General features: G+C 42.6%; 14 protein-coding genes and 1 riboswitch. Of the genes, 2 read left to right on the top strand and 12 right to left on the bottom strand.

The window, feature by feature from the left end; translation table 11 throughout:
* Positions 1-231: 231 nt before the first annotated feature.
* The 10 genes from nrdG to NV379_RS00265 form a co-directional block, all read right to left on the bottom strand.
* Entirely contained in the window at positions 232-732 is a 501-nt protein-coding gene (gene nrdG / locus NV379_RS00220) for an anaerobic ribonucleoside-triphosphate reductase activating protein (RefSeq protein WP_258205250.1), read from the bottom strand.
* Positions 729-2,942, bottom strand: a complete 2,214-nt coding sequence (locus NV379_RS00225; protein WP_258205251.1) for an anaerobic ribonucleoside triphosphate reductase — start codon at positions 2,940-2,942, stop codon at positions 729-731. Before NV379_RS00225 ends, nrdG begins: the two co-directional genes overlap by 4 nt.
* Positions 2,943-3,141: 199 nt before the next feature.
* Entirely contained in the window at positions 3,142-3,420 is a 279-nt protein-coding gene (locus NV379_RS00230) for a hypothetical protein (RefSeq protein WP_258205252.1), read from the bottom strand.
* A 145-nt stretch (positions 3,421-3,565) separates the two neighbouring features.
* Entirely contained in the window at positions 3,566-4,900 is a 1,335-nt protein-coding gene (locus NV379_RS00235; protein ID WP_258205253.1) for a nucleobase:cation symporter-2 family protein, read from the bottom strand.
* A gap of 1 nt (position 4,901) precedes the next feature.
* The gene (locus tag NV379_RS00240; RefSeq protein WP_258205254.1) at positions 4,902-5,519 is read right to left on the bottom strand and encodes a xanthine phosphoribosyltransferase; all 618 of its coding nucleotides are present in this window, start codon (positions 5,517-5,519) and stop codon (positions 4,902-4,904) included.
* A 195-nt stretch (positions 5,520-5,714) separates the two neighbouring features.
* Positions 5,715-5,815: riboswitch (purine riboswitch) on the bottom strand.
* Positions 5,816-5,885: 70 nt separating this feature from the next.
* Positions 5,886-6,377 carry a cysteine hydrolase family protein gene (locus tag NV379_RS00245; RefSeq protein WP_258205255.1) on the bottom strand — a complete coding sequence of 164 codons (492 nt, stop codon included), beginning with the start codon at positions 6,375-6,377 and terminating at the stop codon, positions 5,886-5,888.
* Between the two features lie 100 nt (positions 6,378-6,477).
* Positions 6,478-7,320 carry a DegV family protein gene (locus NV379_RS00250; protein WP_258205256.1) on the bottom strand — a complete coding sequence of 281 codons (843 nt, stop codon included), beginning with the start codon at positions 7,318-7,320 and terminating at the stop codon, positions 6,478-6,480.
* A 64-nt stretch (positions 7,321-7,384) separates the two neighbouring features.
* Complete coding sequence (locus NV379_RS00255) at positions 7,385-9,340, bottom strand: ATP-dependent DNA helicase (RefSeq protein WP_258206182.1); 1,956 nt, start codon at positions 9,338-9,340, stop codon at positions 7,385-7,387.
* A 92-nt stretch (positions 9,341-9,432) separates the two neighbouring features.
* Complete coding sequence (locus NV379_RS00260) at positions 9,433-10,755, bottom strand: glycosyl hydrolase family 28-related protein (protein WP_258205257.1); 1,323 nt, start codon at positions 10,753-10,755, stop codon at positions 9,433-9,435.
* A gap of 3 nt (positions 10,756-10,758) precedes the next feature.
* Positions 10,759-11,742 carry an SDR family oxidoreductase gene (locus NV379_RS00265; RefSeq protein ID WP_258205258.1) on the bottom strand — a complete coding sequence of 328 codons (984 nt, stop codon included), beginning with the start codon at positions 11,740-11,742 and terminating at the stop codon, positions 10,759-10,761.
* Positions 11,743-11,910: 168 nt separating this feature from the next.
* Here NV379_RS00265 and NV379_RS00270 point away from each other — a divergent pair, with 168 nt between their 5' ends.
* The gene (locus NV379_RS00270) at positions 11,911-13,008 is read left to right on the top strand and encodes an acyltransferase (protein WP_258205259.1); all 1,098 of its coding nucleotides are present in this window, start codon (positions 11,911-11,913) and stop codon (positions 13,006-13,008) included.
* 111 nt (positions 13,009-13,119) lie between these two features.
* Positions 13,120-14,577, top strand: a complete 1,458-nt coding sequence (locus NV379_RS00275) for a right-handed parallel beta-helix repeat-containing protein (RefSeq protein ID WP_258205260.1) — start codon at positions 13,120-13,122, stop codon at positions 14,575-14,577.
* A gap of 22 nt (positions 14,578-14,599) precedes the next feature.
* Here NV379_RS00275 and NV379_RS00280 read toward each other — a convergent pair whose 3' ends face one another.
* The gene (locus tag NV379_RS00280; protein ID WP_258205261.1) at positions 14,600-15,628 is read right to left on the bottom strand and encodes an LCP family protein; all 1,029 of its coding nucleotides are present in this window, start codon (positions 15,626-15,628) and stop codon (positions 14,600-14,602) included.
* Complete coding sequence (locus tag NV379_RS00285) at positions 15,625-17,010, bottom strand: sugar transferase (protein WP_258205262.1); 1,386 nt, start codon at positions 17,008-17,010, stop codon at positions 15,625-15,627. The genes NV379_RS00280 and NV379_RS00285 overlap by 4 nt, the downstream gene beginning before the upstream one ends.
* Positions 17,011-17,013 lie beyond the last annotated feature (3 nt).

Genomic DNA, 17,013 nt, shown 5'->3' on the forward strand with positions numbered 1-17,013 from the left:
ACATGAAATCCCCGGTTCTTCACTTTCACACCTATACGTCACGGCCGTCCATTAAACGATAGGAATTTCCGAAAATTACCAACTAACCTCAATCGAATAGTACACCCCCCTACCCTATATTGTCAAGTGGTAAAATTCACTTTTCGTTAAAAAAATTTTAACCGCTCAAATGACAAAGAACCCGTGAGACAAACACCTGTTTAGTGTCTTTCTCACGGGTTCTATCCTTTACTAGCACACTACTAATTCAATATGTTCTTTAGCCAAGCTTTTGGTAACATCAATGATTCGCTGATTTCGACTCCCGCGGAAGGCTAACGTCAAGTCCTTCTGCTTTTCTTCGAAGCGTCCATCAACTAGCACATCACATAGAGTGAGTAGTTCATGCATCTTCTCATCAGCCATGATTTCTTCGTACGTGAAACCACTATACGCCCATACATTTTTCGTGCTGCATTCCCGACGAAACTGCTGAACGAATGGGATTAACTCACTTGCGGAGAAGAACGGATCTCCCCCACAAAATGTAATGCCATCTACAAGCGGATTATGTTTAATGTCATTAATGATCTCTAATTGTTTGCGTTCATCAAAAGGTTCACCGAGCTCAAAGTTCCACGATTCCGGATTAAAGCATCCCTTGCAGCGATGACGGCAGCCGCTAATAAAGATCACCGATCGAATCCCTAAACCTTCGTTAATGCTTTCCCGATAGTAACCGCACAGATTCATAAATGTTTGACGCGATCTCTTACTTCCGCTTGCTTCGCGGAATTGAATCGCTCTGTGTAGGAACCTGTAAGATAACCCGTTACGCGGCGCAATCTGCTGAACGTATGATCTGCTTCGGATGCCGCACAATTCGGGCAAGCATCTCCAATAACACCTTCATAACCGCATGCTGGGCAGCGATCAATCGGATGATTTACGGAGAAGTAGCTAATGTTCTGCTGCAGTGCATACTGTACAATTTTGCGGAATGCATCTAAGTTATTACGCGCATTGCCATCTAACTCCACATATGAGATCGCTCCCGCGTTACACAGCTCATGGAATGGTGCTTCAAGCTCTATCTTCTTCGCTGCTGAGATGTCATAGTACACCGGTACGTGGAAGGAGTTCGTGTAATATTCACGATCTGTTACCCCTTCAATTGTACCGAATAACTTGTTGTCGGATTTAACGAACTTACCTGCAAGACCTTCTGCCGGTGTTGCAAATAGTGTCACATTCAAGTCATGCTCTTCTGCCCACTTATCGCAATGCTCACGCATCACACGAATTAGTTCAACTGCTTTCTCGTATACAGCTGCATCTTGACCGTGATGCTTGCCATACATCGCCTTCATGCACTCTGCAAGTCCAATGAAACCAATGGAAATGGAACCATGCTTGATCAGCTCTCGAACTTGATCATGAGGACGAAGTGTGCGCCCATCCTTCCATACACCTTCACGCATCATGAAGTCGGATGCTTTCGCTTTCTGCACTGCTTGCAATTCGAATCGGTGGAATAGTCCTGTTAATGCGGCTTCCATCGATTCGATAAGCGCAGCTTTTAAACCTGCTTCATCAGGTGCAGTACGGTTATTGCTGTAAATCCCATTTTCCAAGCCAAGACGAACAAGGTTAATGGTGTTAAATGATAAGTTGCCTTTACCTGATAGATGATTCCAACCGAAGCGATCTCCGATGTTGCGTGTGCGGCAGCCCATTGTTGCAAACTCGGTGTCTGGGTCGCCTTCCACATAATACTGCAAGTTAAATGGTGCATCTACGTTCGCAAAGTTCGGATACAGGCGCTTGGACGAGCACTCGATGGATTTCAAGAACAAATCATAGTTCGGATCTTCAGGTGAAGTGTTAACACCATTCTTACATTTGAAAATTTGCTGCGGGAAGATCGGTGTCTCCCCATTACCTAGACCACGAATTGTGGAGTCCAATAGAGCTGAGATTACAAGTCTACCTTCAGGCGATGTACATGTTCCATAGTTAACCGAACTGAACGGAATTTGCCCACCTGCGCGGCTACTCATCGTATTCAAGTTGTGAATCATACTCTCTGCCGCTTGGTACGTCTCATTCACTGTTTCGATATAAGCAAATTCATAGGCTTTTGGATAATTCGTCATGAGCCATTCGTTCTCGATGTGAACATTCGTTAATTCCACTTCAAGTCCTGTTCGCTCAGACTCGATGTACTTTTGCGCTTTCTTAAAGTGCTTGATGAATGACTTACCGACGAAAGGTGCTAGATCGTGATCGATCATGTTGCCGCTTACCCCACCGTACTGCGCATTCTGTTGATTCTGGAAAATAATCGCGACAAGCGCTGCCGCTGTCATAATTGATTGCGGAGGTCGAATCGTCCCGTTGCTTGTGTGAAATCCTTCACGTAACAACCTGCCGAAAGGAATGAAAATGCAGTTTGTCGTCCCTAGAATGTATTGATCCAAGTCATGAATGTACACTTTGTTCTGATCAGATGCTTCAAGCACTTGCTTCGGAAGTTCGAATCGGGCTTGCCACTTGGAGAACTCGGAACCAAACTTGGACATTTTCCCTGAGAAGCTCTCCCCATTCAAATTCGCATTCTCGCGAAGAAGATCCATGTCACGCGTGTCGACAATGTCTTTACCGATATTGAATAACTGAGAACGTTTCTCTCGCTCCTCGGTACGTTTCTGGCGGTACAGGACGTATGCTTTGGCAACATCCTTGCGTGGACTCGCCATTAACTCGTTCTCTACCTGATCTTGAATCTGTTCAACGGAAATGGAATCTACCGTAGATTCTAAGACTGTATGAATGCTCGAAGCAATCGCTTTGCAAAGCTCTATATTTACGTTACCTGTTTCTTTCATTGCGTTCTCAATTGCAGTAATGATTCGCTGCGTTTCGAATGGTACTTGTGTACCGTCTCTCTTGATAATTACCATATCTATAACCTCTTTTCTATTGTATGAAAATGGGTCTATCTATACAATATGTAGTTACACAAGAAAAGAATATATCAATATATTGTTATCGAGTCTGTGAGAAAATTAACAACAGGCAAGCATGTAAACACCTAATAAAACAGACCTTCCTCCCTCTATTTGGAGGGCAAAAGGTCCGTCTATGTACGACATGATTATATTAATCTTCAGCTTGTTCAAGCTTGTCCAACGCGGTTTTTACGAGTAAATCAAACAGCTCGTCATTCTCTTCAATTTCCTCTTCAACATCCATAATATTTTCTTCAGGGCCGGACTCTTTGGAATAATTTAAAGCATAATTCCATTCTTTGCCCTTCCTGCTTTTTTGAAGTGTAATTTCATAAGGTGCAGGGTGTCCTTCTACGGAAAACTCTACGTGACCAACGTAACCTTCTTCTCTCGTAAAGCTCATATCTGCTTGCTGGATTGTAATTTGCATGTGTTTGTGTCCTCTTTTCCAACCTATTAAGTGGTTCATATCATCATGTTACTGAAAAGCTTGAGGAAAGACAAGTTTATATGGGACAAAAAAAGGGACAAGCGCATGCCTGTCCCCTCATAATGAATAATTTATGATTGCTGGATTAGCTAACCGCCTCAACTGTTGCTTTTACTTGAGTGGTTTCTTTCGGCTGCTCCGCAGCTTCTTTTTTGCCAAATACGTTAAACAATAAGTTCAAGGCAATCGCTGTAAAGCTTCCTGCTACGATGCCGTTGTCTGTAAGGATCTGAACACTTGTAGGTAAAGATGCGAACAATCCTGGAACAACAGTTACGCCTAGACCCATTGCAACGGAACAAGCGATAATGAGCAAGTTCTCGTGACGGTTCATATCAACCTGTGAACCCAACATAGAAATTCCGGAGGATACCACCATGCCGAACATCGCGATCATTGCACCACCGAGTACGGACGTTGGGATTAACGTCGTCAGTGCAGCAATCTTAGGGGCGAAGCCAAGAATGACAAGAATGACACCCGCAGCAACGATGACGCGGCGTGATTTGATCTTACTCATCTGTACTAAGCCTACATTTTGCGAATAAGTCGTGTATGGGAAGGAATTAAAGATACCGCCAACCATAATAGCTAGTCCCTCAGCACGATAACCTTTCGCTAGGTCATCTGAAGTTAGCTTACGATCACATATCCGACCGAGTGCCATGAATACACCTGTGGATTCCGCAACACTCACGACTGCAACTAAGATCATCGTTATGATGGGTGCAATCTCAAATGTCGGTGTACCGAAATAGAATGGCTGAATGCCGTGTACCCAATCCGCCGCGTACAGATCATGTAAATCCACTTTCCCCATCGACCATGCAACGAATGTACCGAGTACAAGGCCGATCAAGATGGAGATAGCACGCAAGAAACCTTTAGCAAAGCGATTCATGAGAATGATGAATAGTAGAACGCCGAAACCTAACATTAAATTCTCTGGACTACCAAAGTCCTCTGCACCATGACCACCACCCAGGTCAGTTAACGCTACTGGAATGAGTGTTACCCCAATAACGGTTACAACAGAGCCCGTAACAACAGGTGGGAAGAAACGAATTAATTTACCGAAGAAGCCTGCGAAGATGGCTACAAACAAGCCAGACGCGATAATAGCACCATAGATGGCAGGCATGCCGTACTTATTACCGATAGCGATCATCGGTGCTACCGCTTGAAAGGCACAACCGAGCACAACGGGAAGTCCGATACCGAAGAAGCGATTTTTCCACACTTGCAGCAATGTAGCAACACCGCACATTAAGAGGTCAATCGCAATGAGATACGTAAGTTGAGTCTGCGTTAACCCTAGTTGTGCACCAACGATTAGCGGTACAATGACTGCACCGGCATACATTGCAAGTACGTGCTGTAATCCTAAGGATAGCGTCTGGAGTGAATTCTTCGGCTGCATCTTAGTTCAACTCTCCTTTCGAAGAGGTTTGACCTTGTTCTTCTTCATCTTCAACGAATGTAATTGAGCCCTTAGCTAATTGTTTGATACGCACAAGGGATTCTACGCGGTAGCCAGCTTCTTGCAGCTTCGCATTACCGGGTTGGAATGCTTTCTCGATCACAATTCCGATTCCAGCAACTTTTGCCCCAACACTTTCAATGATCTTCGCAAGACCGAGTGCTGCTTCACCATTTGCTAGGAAGTCGTCAATAATAAGTACATGGTCTTCACTATTCAAGTATTTACGAGAAACCGCTACATTGCTAGTGACTTGTTTCGTAAACGAGTATACCTCTTGAGAGATCAACTCTTCTGTTAACGTTAATGATTTATGTTTCTTTGCAAAAATAACAGGGACATCCATCTCAAGTCCCGTCATTAAAGCTGGAGGGATACCAGAGGATTCGATCGTTAAAATTTTTGTGACTTTTTCGTTTGCAAACAATCTTGCAAATTCAAGTCCGATTTCTTTCATGAGTTTCGCGTCGATCTGATGGTTAATAAATGAGTCAACTTTAAGCACCTGTTCATTGAGCGCAATACCTTCTTGTAACACTTTTTCTTTTAATAGTTTCATAGATGCTCCCCCTTATGTTTCGTTGACTAGTATGGACGACGCTAGATTCTTTTATAGGAGGAAGTATTTGGTTGGATACAAAAAGGCTTAACCCTCTGGCAGCTGCAATTGCAGTCCAAGAAGATCAAGCCTCTCATTAACAAGTAACCCTATAACCGTCTATGCAGACAGAAATACGGCGTACAAGTATATGACAAATAAGCTCCATCTCCTCGTAGTCCGATCATTTCAGGTGATCAGGTAGATACTAGCAGGCCTATTCCCGCAATTATACGAGTCAATCGTTACACTAAAATATAAAAGGGATTATAACAAATTATGGAGCTATTTAACTAGTGGAAATTTCATACATTCATCGGGATTCTCTTATTTCTTAAGTAGCATATTAATAACAGAGTAGGATGCCACTTGATAATCACGATTGATCTTCGTCACACTATCAGGATGATTACCTACAACACCATTTTGCAAGAATACGGTCTTGAAGCCGCGCTCAAGCGCTCCATTGTATGTAAATAAGGCACAATACTCAGCTGCAAAGCCAGCGATAACTACAAGTTCAACACCTTGGTCACGTAAAATTTGCTCCAAATCTGTCTTCCAGAAGGAATTCGAATACTCTTTATGTACACGAATATCCGATTCTTCAATGTTGATCTGCGGGATGAATTCAAACTTCGGATTCTCTGCGCCGCCTTCCAATTCTAAATCCTGAACGATAACGACCGGATAACCATACTTGCGGAAATATCCCGATACTTCGTTAATGTATTCGCTCGCTTGAATGGCACAAGGCATAATATGCTCATGATCTACACACTCAATTTGCATATCAATAATTAAAAAAGCTACTTTCACTCACATTCCCCCAATTAATATATTATTCAAAATATTACCCACCCATTATATAACAAAAACTCCTTCTGATCATAGAAGGAGTTTTTTTATTACATATGAATTAATACGACACGACGATTGCACCTTCGCCGCCATAAGTACCGATAACCGGACCCATGTTCGCGAAAATGACCTTTTTAAAAGGATATAATTGCAGGACTTGTTCTGCGAATGCGCGAGCGCGCTCTTCACAATTACCATGTGCAACACCAAGAATGTTTTTCTCAAGATCATGTTTCTTCTCGCCCATAATTTCGATCAAGCGTTTCATTGCATTTTTCGTTCCGCGAACTTTCTCGTACACATCAACTTTACCTTCTTCATCTGCACGCATGACAAGACGAATATGAAGAACGGAAGCAATTGTTCCGCGTACACGGTCTAGACGACCACCCTTAATCACATTCTCAAGCGTCTCTAGACAGAAGAAGATTTTACTTTCAGCAATTAACTTATTGATTTCGGAAATAATCTCTTGATAAGAAAATCCTTCTTTCGCCATTTCAGCCGCGCGGATAATAAGCCTAGCTTGGCCGACAGAAGCTGTCTTGGTATCAAAGATTTCAATATTGCCTTTAAAGCCTTCTTCAAGCAACATGTCTTTGCCCATTACAGCGTGACAGTACGTACTGCTAAGCTTGGAAGATGTACAGAACACAAGTGTATCTGCATCCTCACCTGCTTCTTTGTAGCGTTGATAAAATTCATATGGAGAAGGACTGGACGTCTTTGGGAGCTCTTTTTCCGTTTTCATACGCTTATAAAAGTAACTGGAATCCAAGTTGTTAGAAGTGAACTGCTCATGTCCAAAATGAACATAAAGCGGAACTAATGTAATATCATGTTCTTGCAACATTTCTAATGGTAAATCTGCACAACCGTCTGTAATTATTTTAATTGTCATTGCAATCGACTCGTTTCTTTTCGTTATAGGTCAACCTTGTTAGTCTAACACATGGTACTAAGTTTTAAAGTGATTCTTCCCACTTTACACCATTTGGCAATACTTCGATCACATGAGAACGGACGTGCTCATCCTTATGCAGCTCTTGACCTAAGATCGTGATGATTCCTTGATCTTCGCGTGTACGAATTAAGCGACCCATTCCTTGACGAAGGCGAAGCAGCATGTATGGCATGTCAACTTGTTCAAATGGCTGCTCCACTGCCTTGCGTTTAGCCATAAATACGGGATCATTCGGAGGAAACGGTAAGGACCAAATGATCACATTCGATAGTGACGGGCCAGGTATATCGAGACCTTCCCATAATGTCACTGCACATAGAATGCTCTCTTCATCATTCTGAAATGCAGAGATCAGGTGACTAATTTCTTGATCTCCCTCGAAAAAGAATTTCATATGCGCACAAGCATCATACTGGCTGATACGTGTTTTAAACACATGCATCTCTTCTCTAGATGGGAACAAGAGAAGGGCACGACCATTCGTGCGCTGTAATAATTGAACCGCGTGGTTCATTTTTTCAGTCAAATGATCTTCAGAATCGAACTTCGGAGCGTACATTTTCATCTGCTCTTCATACTCATACGGTGAATCGACCGAAAAGGATTCATATTGTGAAATGCCTAAGCTATCTGCCACGTAATTAAATGCTCCGTCAACAGACAAGGTCGCAGAAGAGAACACAATTGGCATTCGCTGCGCAAATACCCGCTCCTCAAGCACTTCTTTCACCATCCGCGGCATCACGACTAAAGTCAATCCATCTTGATCTTCAGATACCCAAGAAATCAGGTCTTCCACCTTATCGAATAGACGGAGCGCAAGTCCGATCATCTCAAGGTGTTCTTCTACAATGCGAAGTTGATAATCATCTAATGTAAACATACCCGCTTCAAGGGCAATCTCTTCTTCAATGTTGGAAATGAGCGTGCGAAGACGTTTAACCTCACCTAATAATTCAGGTGTGTATGCAATCTCTTTACGATCGGAACCTGTAACGGTTTTACTGCCTGAACGCAGTAACCCAAACAAATGTTCGCTATGCGCAATTGCCTCATCAATGGCTACCGCAAGCTCCTCACGAACTTCCCCTTCAAGCAGACGCACAACGATTTCTTCAAATACGTTATGCTTCAGTTTATACGTTAGCGCCTTCTGTGCTGCTGTCTCAAGTAAATGACCTTCATCAAATACGACAGAGCTATGATCAGGCAGTAATGGCAACTGTCCTTCACGTTTACGACCTTCATACGTCCACACATGTTCCATATAGAAGTCATGCGAACATATGATCAGGTCCGCAGAGCGACGATAATGCTCGCGGGAAAGTGTCTGACCGCAACGATGTCTTTTTTCACAAATGAGACAGTCTTGGAACGCATCCCATCCGATCTTACGCCAAAGCTCATCATTTAGGTGCGGATAATTTTTCCGATCCCCATATGGATAAAACGTTTGTAGGGCTTCATAGGAGCCCACGAACGCCGGTAATTCACTGTAAATTTCGCGATAGATGTCTTCCTCGGCTTCATCATCACTAAATCTGGCTTCATCAAGCTTGTTCAGACAGACGTACTGATCGGGTGATTTGCCAAGGCGTGCATCGATGGTCATATTCAAGTGCTGAGCGAGCTTCGCGATATCGCCTTCGGGCTTCACAAGCTGCTCAATCAATGATTCGTCCGCACATGCAATAATCGCAGGCTTACCTGTATAACGTGCATAACAGATTGCATATAGGAGGTACACAAGAGTCTTCCCTGTCCCTACCCCTGCTTCAGCAAAGATTGTTGATTTATCTGCGTATGCGCGTTCCAGTTGAAAAGCCATGTAAATCTGTTCATCGCGGACTTCAAATCCCGCTTCCGGTAAAATGTCATAAAAAACATCCGCTACAAAATCGCTTACCTGTTTGATAAACGATTCCGACGGATTATGTTTAAACGGATAACGCTCCACCAATGTCAGCTTCCCCCAATTGCATGTAATACTTAGTATCTGGTCTCTAAGAGCTTATCATGACATGAATCGGGGGGAAACACAATAGAAGGCTACTTTTGGATTGTATTTACGGCTAGAAGCTTGTCAATCGGTAATTCTGTATTCTTGGTAGAGACGCCATTTGACCATCCGATAAATGAATTTTGCGTTATCTTAAGACCATTGACCTTCTCTACGGCATAAAGTCCGTATTTAGATGTTAAAGTGCCTTGCAGTTGTTCTACTTTATTATTCTCGAGCGTAATTTGAGCATTCCCTGTTGAAAGAAAGACGCCAACAGATTCCGCACGAATCGTATTCTCTGATACAACTGTATCACGCGTATTCCACATATATAACCCCACACCAGCTTCATCTGCTGTACCAACAACGGCTGGCTTACCATCTTGTGTGGTATTATCGATCTGATTCCCCGTTATCGTAAGATTGCGGCTCACTTTACCTGATGGTGGGAACACTTCGAGCATCTTAAAGGAATTATTCTGGAGCGTAACATCCACTGCACTTGATACACGCATGAATCGGAAAGTAGACTTCTCAATATGCATACCGTTCAAATTCCAAAGTAAGGAATCTTGAAAGTGGGAGTTCTTCACGATAATTTGCGCGGCACGATCTGCTGAAGCGGCATCCAATCTGCCAAAATTACTATCGGTCACCGTAACCCGCTTCACTAACGGCTTCTCAGGTTCAATATCAAGCGAACCTGTACCGGTACTATTCGTAACCGTGACGTCATAAGCGTGTACAACCGCTATATCTTGTCGCCCTGCCTGTGTAAAAGTAGACCCATCAATCGATATGAATTGTGGAACAGTTCCTATATCCCCGTCCTCGGTCATTCGAATGCCATCCCCGCTTGTATTTCGGAAGTGTACGCGATTGACTTGTACAAACATGCTGCCACCTTGAATATCAAGTCCGTGCATTTGCACATCGCGAAGTCCAATTTCGTCTGCTGAACCATCAATGGCAAGATCAGAGATAATGACATTCTCTGCTTTTACATTCCCTCCAGTAATTAATACCATATCCCACACCTTACTGCTGGAAGGCAGTTTCAATAAGCTGTTAGCCCCTTCTCCAATAAGCTGTGTATTTGACTTAATAACGACATTCTTCACTTGGTAAGTACCTTTAGGAACTTGAACCGTACCCCCATCGATTAAACTATCTATCGCTTTCTGAAAAGCACGGCTGCTATCCGTAGATCCATTTGCATCCGCGCCAAATGCGCTAACATTCACGATAGGTAGTTTTGTGAAGTCCGGTTTTTCGATATGATCTTGTGTTTTCCCATAATAAAAGTATCCAATAACTACAACTAGAACGATAATTGCAACGAGTAAACTTCGTCTTTTTTTGATTGTCATGTCTTACACCGAATGCATAATCCGAGATTCAGTTGCAGCAGCTGGCCATTCACTCGACTGGATATACCAATCTAATGCCTTCTCCATGCCTTGTGCAAAATCAACCTCAGGTTCATAGTTCAAGTACATACGAGCTTGCGAGATATCTGCTAAGCTATGTTTCACATCTCCTGATCTAGCTTCTATATAAGTTGGCATAATTGATTTACCCAGTTTCGTGCAAAGCAAATCATATAACTGATTAAGAGATACTTGCTGCTGGCAAGCGATATTGAATACTTTGCCGCTTGCATGCACGCTGGCATCACAAGCTCGAAGATTTGCTTGAATGACATTATCAATATAAGTAAAGTCACGTGTTTGTTCTCCATCCCCATGAATTTCTGGGGACTCGTTCTGAAGCAGTTGTAACATAAACTTGGGGATAACAGCAGCATATTGGGAGAGAGGATCTTGTTTGGGCCCAAATACATTGAAATAACGTAGACAAACCGCCTGCAAATCATAAGCCCGATGAAAAATAGATGCATAAAGCTCAGTAACAAGTTTGGAGGTTGCATATGGAGACACAGGTGATGCGGGAACATCTTCAGTTAATGGCAGTTGATCGGAATTACCGTAAGCAGCACAGGAAGTGGCCAGAACGACTTTTTCAACATTCGCATCGCGAGCTGCGGTAAGCAAATTTACAGTACCATTCACATTGTTCTGATGGGTTTGTACGGGATCGATCATCGATTGTTGAACAGAACCCATAGCTGCTTGGTGAAGGATATAATCTACCCCACGCACAGCACGCTTGCATGTTGCTAGATTCTGAATATCCCCTTTTATAAATCGAATATCACTTAAAAAAGGATGAATATTCGACAGCTTTCCTGTGGACAGGTTATCTAATACGGTTACCTCATGATTCTTCATTAGTAATGCCTCAACTAAATTGGAACCAATAAACCCTGCGCCACCAGTAACAAGAAATTTGGACATGAACCGTTCCCCTCCATATCAATCTCCACTTCCTATGTTTACTAAATGTATCATAAATGATAAAATGATACATATTGTATCATGATATTAACATTAATCTAGTCTAGTTCCCACATATTGTCAACCTTTTCTGCCTAATCATTATAAAAAAATAAGGATGTGCCGCTTATGCCGCAGGTTCGTAATTATGCGATTGATTTCATTAAATTTTTTGCGATATTTATTGTCGTAAGTGTGCATACGGGCTTCTTGAAAGGTTTTTATGTGACTGAACTTTTAGATTTGCACTTCTTCATTAATACCTTCTCACGCTTTACTGTCCCCTTCTTCTTCGTCATTTCCGGCTTTCTTATTGGACAGAAGGCTCACAATGATCCGTCCAAAGCATACTTTAAGCATTATTTATGGAAAACAACAAAACTATTTGCAAGCTGGACCCTATTCTTTTTTCTCTATGACACGGTTGTTCGAATCTTATTTGCAGTTATACGTGGTGAAAGTCAAAAGCTCTACGGCTACCTCGATACGTTCTTCAGCATAAATACGCTCTATTATGGCCCTCCCGCTACCGCTCACCAATTGTGGTATTTAACCGCACTCATCTGGTCTGTCATTCTCTTATTCGTTTTTGTGAAATGGAAGAAGCTCAATCTCCTCTTAATTGCAAGCTTTGTACTTAACCTCATCGGTATTTTTGGACAATCTTATTCCGTTCTAGCGAAATTACCAATTGAAACACGAGATGCCCTATTCTATGGCTTATTTTATTTAACATTAGGCTATTATATGGCGGTTCATTATAAATCCATTCAGAGCAAGCTCATGAAATTACCTGCTAAAATCTATCTCGCTTTATTCTTCTTCTTTTCAATTACCCAGATGATGGAGCGGGCTTACTTGTTGTACCAGTATGGTGCTGGGATCGGTGAGAACTATTATTTTTCAACCATACCGCTAATTGTGAGTCTCATTCTCTTCGTACTTGCAAGCCCCGCACTTGGTAAAGGCACCTTTGTCTCGAAGATTGGTAAAACTACCGTAGGGATCTATGTCATGCATACATTCTTTATTAGTCTTGTCGTGAACAGCTTGGATCTGTTTGGGCATAAGGCATTACTAAGTAATCTTATGTTCCAAATCGTATACACACCAAGCATACTGATCATCTCGTACTTTAGTTATATCTGGGTGCAGAAGATGAAGAAGTACATGCAGCAGCGCTTACTCCCGCTTTCCGCTAAGAATACAAATCTATCAGACTTGTGAATTCATTATTAAATCCGCTAACCTATTAGACCAATGCAAGACGAACATTATCAATTCGTGAATATAGTGAAGAAAGTAAAGGGGGAATCACTACCAACAGGAGGAGTCAAGATGGCCACAGTCAACGTTACAGCTTTTGGAGCTGTAGGCAACGGAATCAAAGATTGCAGTCAAGCATTCCAGAATGCAATCAACAGCTTAATGCCAGCGGGAGGAACCGTTCAAATACCAACAGGTGTGTTCATACTCAAAAATGTCGTGATTAAATCCAACATTAACCTTGTCGGAGCAGGTGCAACAACGGTATTGAAATTACCTACTAATGGTAAGGTTTGGGACATGGTATTGATTACAGGGGGTAATGTACCCGCTCAGAACGCTACGATCTCTGATATGACAATTGATGGGTCGGCGGATGTGATTGGTTTAAATGACGTACAAATGCACGGGATTGATGTTGAGGGTGGTACGAAGAATTTAACGATAACACGGGTATATTTTCAAAACACATGTGGGGATGGAATTCGAACATCAGAGGATGGCAGCCAACAGATCGTCCCTCAATTCATTAACATCACGAACTGTACATTCCAGACGACTGGACGTCAGGACATCGCAATTGTACACGCTTACGATGTTTTGATTACGAATTGTGTAGGTACGGGGACACTCGATTTCGAACCGGAGTTGCCACTTATCAAGCGAGTTACAGCGAGCAACTGTACGTTTAATGAGCTCCAATCTGCTTCCAAGAACGATGCAGAACTAGCGAATATTGTCGTGAAAGACTCGACATTCCAAGAGGGTTTGTTATGGCAATTACGCGGGATGACAGTAACGAATTGCAACATTCGACACATGCGTGTGTCGACAGCTAGTGATGTATTGATCCAGACGTCCACGTTCAAAATGTTAGAGCTATACCCGGTTAATGGAACAGTATGCAATGCGATAACGATCACTAGCAATGTCATTGCCAATGTTACAACTGGAACAGATAACCCGATTGCAGGTATTTCGGGGAAAACTGGGGCTGGTTTGTATATGTGGAATGGAACGAATTGCACCATAACGAACAATACAATCCGAGGCGAAGTGTATAGTATATTCGTTTCCTCAGGTTGCAACAACTCCGTCATTAGCAACAACCGGTTGGAGTACGTGAAAGGTTCTACTGCTGCTCAACAAGCGCTTTTTGCTCAGAACCAATCTACACAGCTTGGTATATCGGGTAATAACTTTGTCGGTTGGGCGAAAGGGATATTAGCTGACGGCGCTTCCCATCTTGTCAATTGTTCCATTGCTAACAATCAGTTTAATCTTACAACCGAGCAATGTATCGAAATTCGCTCAAGTACAGGAACATCGATAACTCAGAATACGTTTAACGCCAACGGAGCTGTCTATATTAGCGGTGGAACGGTCACCGTAACAGGTAACCGCTTTAACAACACAACACGTTATCGTGTAATCTTAGAGAAATGTACAGCAACGGTTGGCAGCAACACCGCTAGTGTATTTAGTAGCTCCTTATACAAGATCACACAATCACAAGTGACGTATATCTAACCTCATTAATATGCCAATCATCTTAGGATTTAAAAAATCGCTCGATGAGTGCATGGACTCCATCTTGATCTGGAATCCAATAATACAACTGCTGCCGAACTAACGGATCCATCAGCTGTGCGCTGTGACCAGGAATTGAACTGTATTCCATACGGTCACTGTTCATATCTGACATCATCCAAGCCAGACTAATTAGATCCCCATCCGTAAAATTCGTATCCAGCACATCCTTCTTTACTTGAGTGATTAAGGATGGCATCTGTTTAATGGAACTGGCTTGTAATAGTTTTTTGGCAATGGCCCTGAGAATCAGGGCTTGATTTTTTTGTCTACCAAAGTCACCTTCAGAGAGTGATTTCCGCTCTCGAACGAACATAAGCGCCTCTTCACCATTCAGATGTACAAGCCCAGGACCCACCATGATATTATCGGTGTAAGTAAAGCGGACTTCTTCATCCAGCTGTACATCAAGACCACCTATTGTATCGATAAACCGCTCAAACCCTTCAAAATTCGTTTTGACATAGTAGTTAATCGTAATGTTTAACATGTTGCTAATGACCTGCATGACGGATTCGGTGCCTCCATGATTCCCGCTTTTTCCTTCGCCAAGAATATGGGCATGATTCACTTTCGTATACCCGACTCCATCAATATTAACGCGTGTATCTCGTGGTATAGATAAGAGCCGTGCCTCTTTACTTGTCGGATTCACATGGGCGACCATAATAACATCTGAACGGGATATTTCCGTGTCCCTCGCATCCGTTCCTATGATTAGGATATTAAAAGAACGATCTGGCTCCTTTGATGACGGCTGTATTGAGGTTGTCGTCTTACTTGCAGTTTCCTCTTCAGACTCTACTTCGCTAGATTGTTCCTTAGCAGACAGTGATTGGGGCTTAGGTTGAACTAAAACAGGGATCGCATTTTGTTCAAAATGTCGTCCGGGCTCATATTTCCCATACATCCAAAAGCCGCATCCAGTAGCGATAACAAGCAGCAAGAGTGGCACAATAAGCTTCCACTTGCGGTACCAACGCTTCTTCATACTTTATTCGCCGACTCTTGCATCGTAGGTAAAGAGCTAGAAACTACGACAGGTTGCTTCACACCTTCTGCTTGCTCTTTGCTGAGGATGACGAGCAGCGTCTGCAGTACTATTTTTAAATCTAAGAGAAAGCTGTATTGCCGAATATACATCAAGTCAAATCGATGCTTATCTTCTGCTGAAGTCGTATACTTCCCCATGATTTGAGCAAGACCTGTAATACCCGGGCGAATGGACATCCGATAATCGTATGTCGGAATCACCTCCATAAATTGCTCCACAAAGAACGGTCGCTCGGGTCTTGGACCAATTAAGCTCATGTCCCCTTTCCATACGTTAAATAGTTGCGGAAGCTCATCTAGTCTTGTAGCACGAAGTACTCTACCTACTGATGTAATACGAGGGTCCTTCTCTGTGGCAAGCATCGGTCCACTCTGAACTTCAGCATTATGAACCATAGATCTGAATTTATAGATTCGAAACTCTTTACCGTGTAAGCCCGATCGTATTTGCGAATACAAGGCATTACCTGGCGAGCTACGTTTGATCCATATAGTCAGAACTAGGAACAATGGACTCAAGAGCACTAATAGAATAGAGGACACTAGAAAATCAAAAGTACGCTTATACAACCTCTCTCCAATACTCAATTGCGGGGGCTTAATGGATAATACAAGGACATCGTCAATGCTTTCGGTGTGGGCATTCACAAGAAACAACTCAGGAAGCGCAGGAATGACCATCAGTTCAATCCTCATACGCGTGCAGTAGTTGATCAATTCCTCTTTATCCTTATAATCCGACTGGATGAGAACGATGTCCACTTGTTTCAATGTGTGCTGTTTCATCTTCCAATCGGTTGTAAGTACGAAGTCCGATATTTCAAACCAACCGGATTTCAGGTTTGCCATTTTTTGTTCGAGGTGTCTGCAATTCTGTATCGAATCGCTAATAATGATCACCTTTTGAGCACCGAACCATTTTTTATTAACGGAATTAATCGTCAGATGAAAAGTAAGAATGAATATCACTTGCGTCGCACATGCTGCTACATAGACGGAAGCTGGGAGTGTAAATACATGGAACAGCAGTAAGCAAATGAGCAGCGTGGCATGTAAGGTTAAGACAGATAAGATGGACGTGTAAATATCAGTCTGCATCTTTTTACCACGGCTCACATGCCCAAGTCCAAACAAATAAAACACGATAAAGGCAGCGATCGTAATCCAAGGAAGAAAGGACATATATAAGGTAAGGTGAGCTTCTTGCATGTTGTATTCATCATACGCCCAGAAGGCTAACAGGAAGCCAATGTGCACCCAGAGAAGATCCATTAAGATGATCCAAAAGTGTGTTGCACTAAATTTGGAGATGGTGCTCATCTT

Source organism: Paenibacillus radicibacter, from assembly GCF_024721995.1.
Taxonomy (GTDB): domain Bacteria; phylum Bacillota; class Bacilli; order Paenibacillales; family NBRC-103111; genus Paenibacillus_AM; species Paenibacillus_AM radicibacter.

Coding starts and splice junctions, on each gene's coding strand:
- nrdG (WP_258205250.1), bottom strand. CDS start 732: ATGAATCTGTGCGGTTACTATCGGGAAAGCATTAACGAAGGTTTAGGG.
- NV379_RS00225 (WP_258205251.1), bottom strand. CDS start 2,942: ATGGTAATTATCAAGAGAGACGGTACACAAGTACCATTCGAAACGCAG.
- NV379_RS00230 (WP_258205252.1), bottom strand. CDS start 3,420: ATGCAAATTACAATCCAGCAAGCAGATATGAGCTTTACGAGAGAAGAA.
- NV379_RS00235 (WP_258205253.1), bottom strand. CDS start 4,900: ATGCAGCCGAAGAATTCACTCCAGACGCTATCCTTAGGATTACAGCAC.
- NV379_RS00240 (WP_258205254.1), bottom strand. CDS start 5,519: ATGAAACTATTAAAAGAAAAAGTGTTACAAGAAGGTATTGCGCTCAAT.
- NV379_RS00250 (WP_258205256.1), bottom strand. CDS start 7,320: ATGACAATTAAAATAATTACAGACGGTTGTGCAGATTTACCATTAGAA.
- NV379_RS00260 (WP_258205257.1), bottom strand. CDS start 10,755: ATGACAATCAAAAAAAGACGAAGTTTACTCGTTGCAATTATCGTTCTA.
- NV379_RS00265 (WP_258205258.1), bottom strand. CDS start 11,742: ATGTCCAAATTTCTTGTTACTGGTGGCGCAGGGTTTATTGGTTCCAAT.
- NV379_RS00270 (WP_258205259.1), top strand. CDS start 11,911: ATGCCGCAGGTTCGTAATTATGCGATTGATTTCATTAAATTTTTTGCG.
- NV379_RS00275 (WP_258205260.1), top strand. CDS start 13,120: ATGGCCACAGTCAACGTTACAGCTTTTGGAGCTGTAGGCAACGGAATC.
- NV379_RS00280 (WP_258205261.1), bottom strand. CDS start 15,628: ATGAAGAAGCGTTGGTACCGCAAGTGGAAGCTTATTGTGCCACTCTTG.
- NV379_RS00285 (WP_258205262.1), bottom strand. CDS start 17,010: ATGAGCACCATCTCCAAATTTAGTGCAACACACTTTTGGATCATCTTA.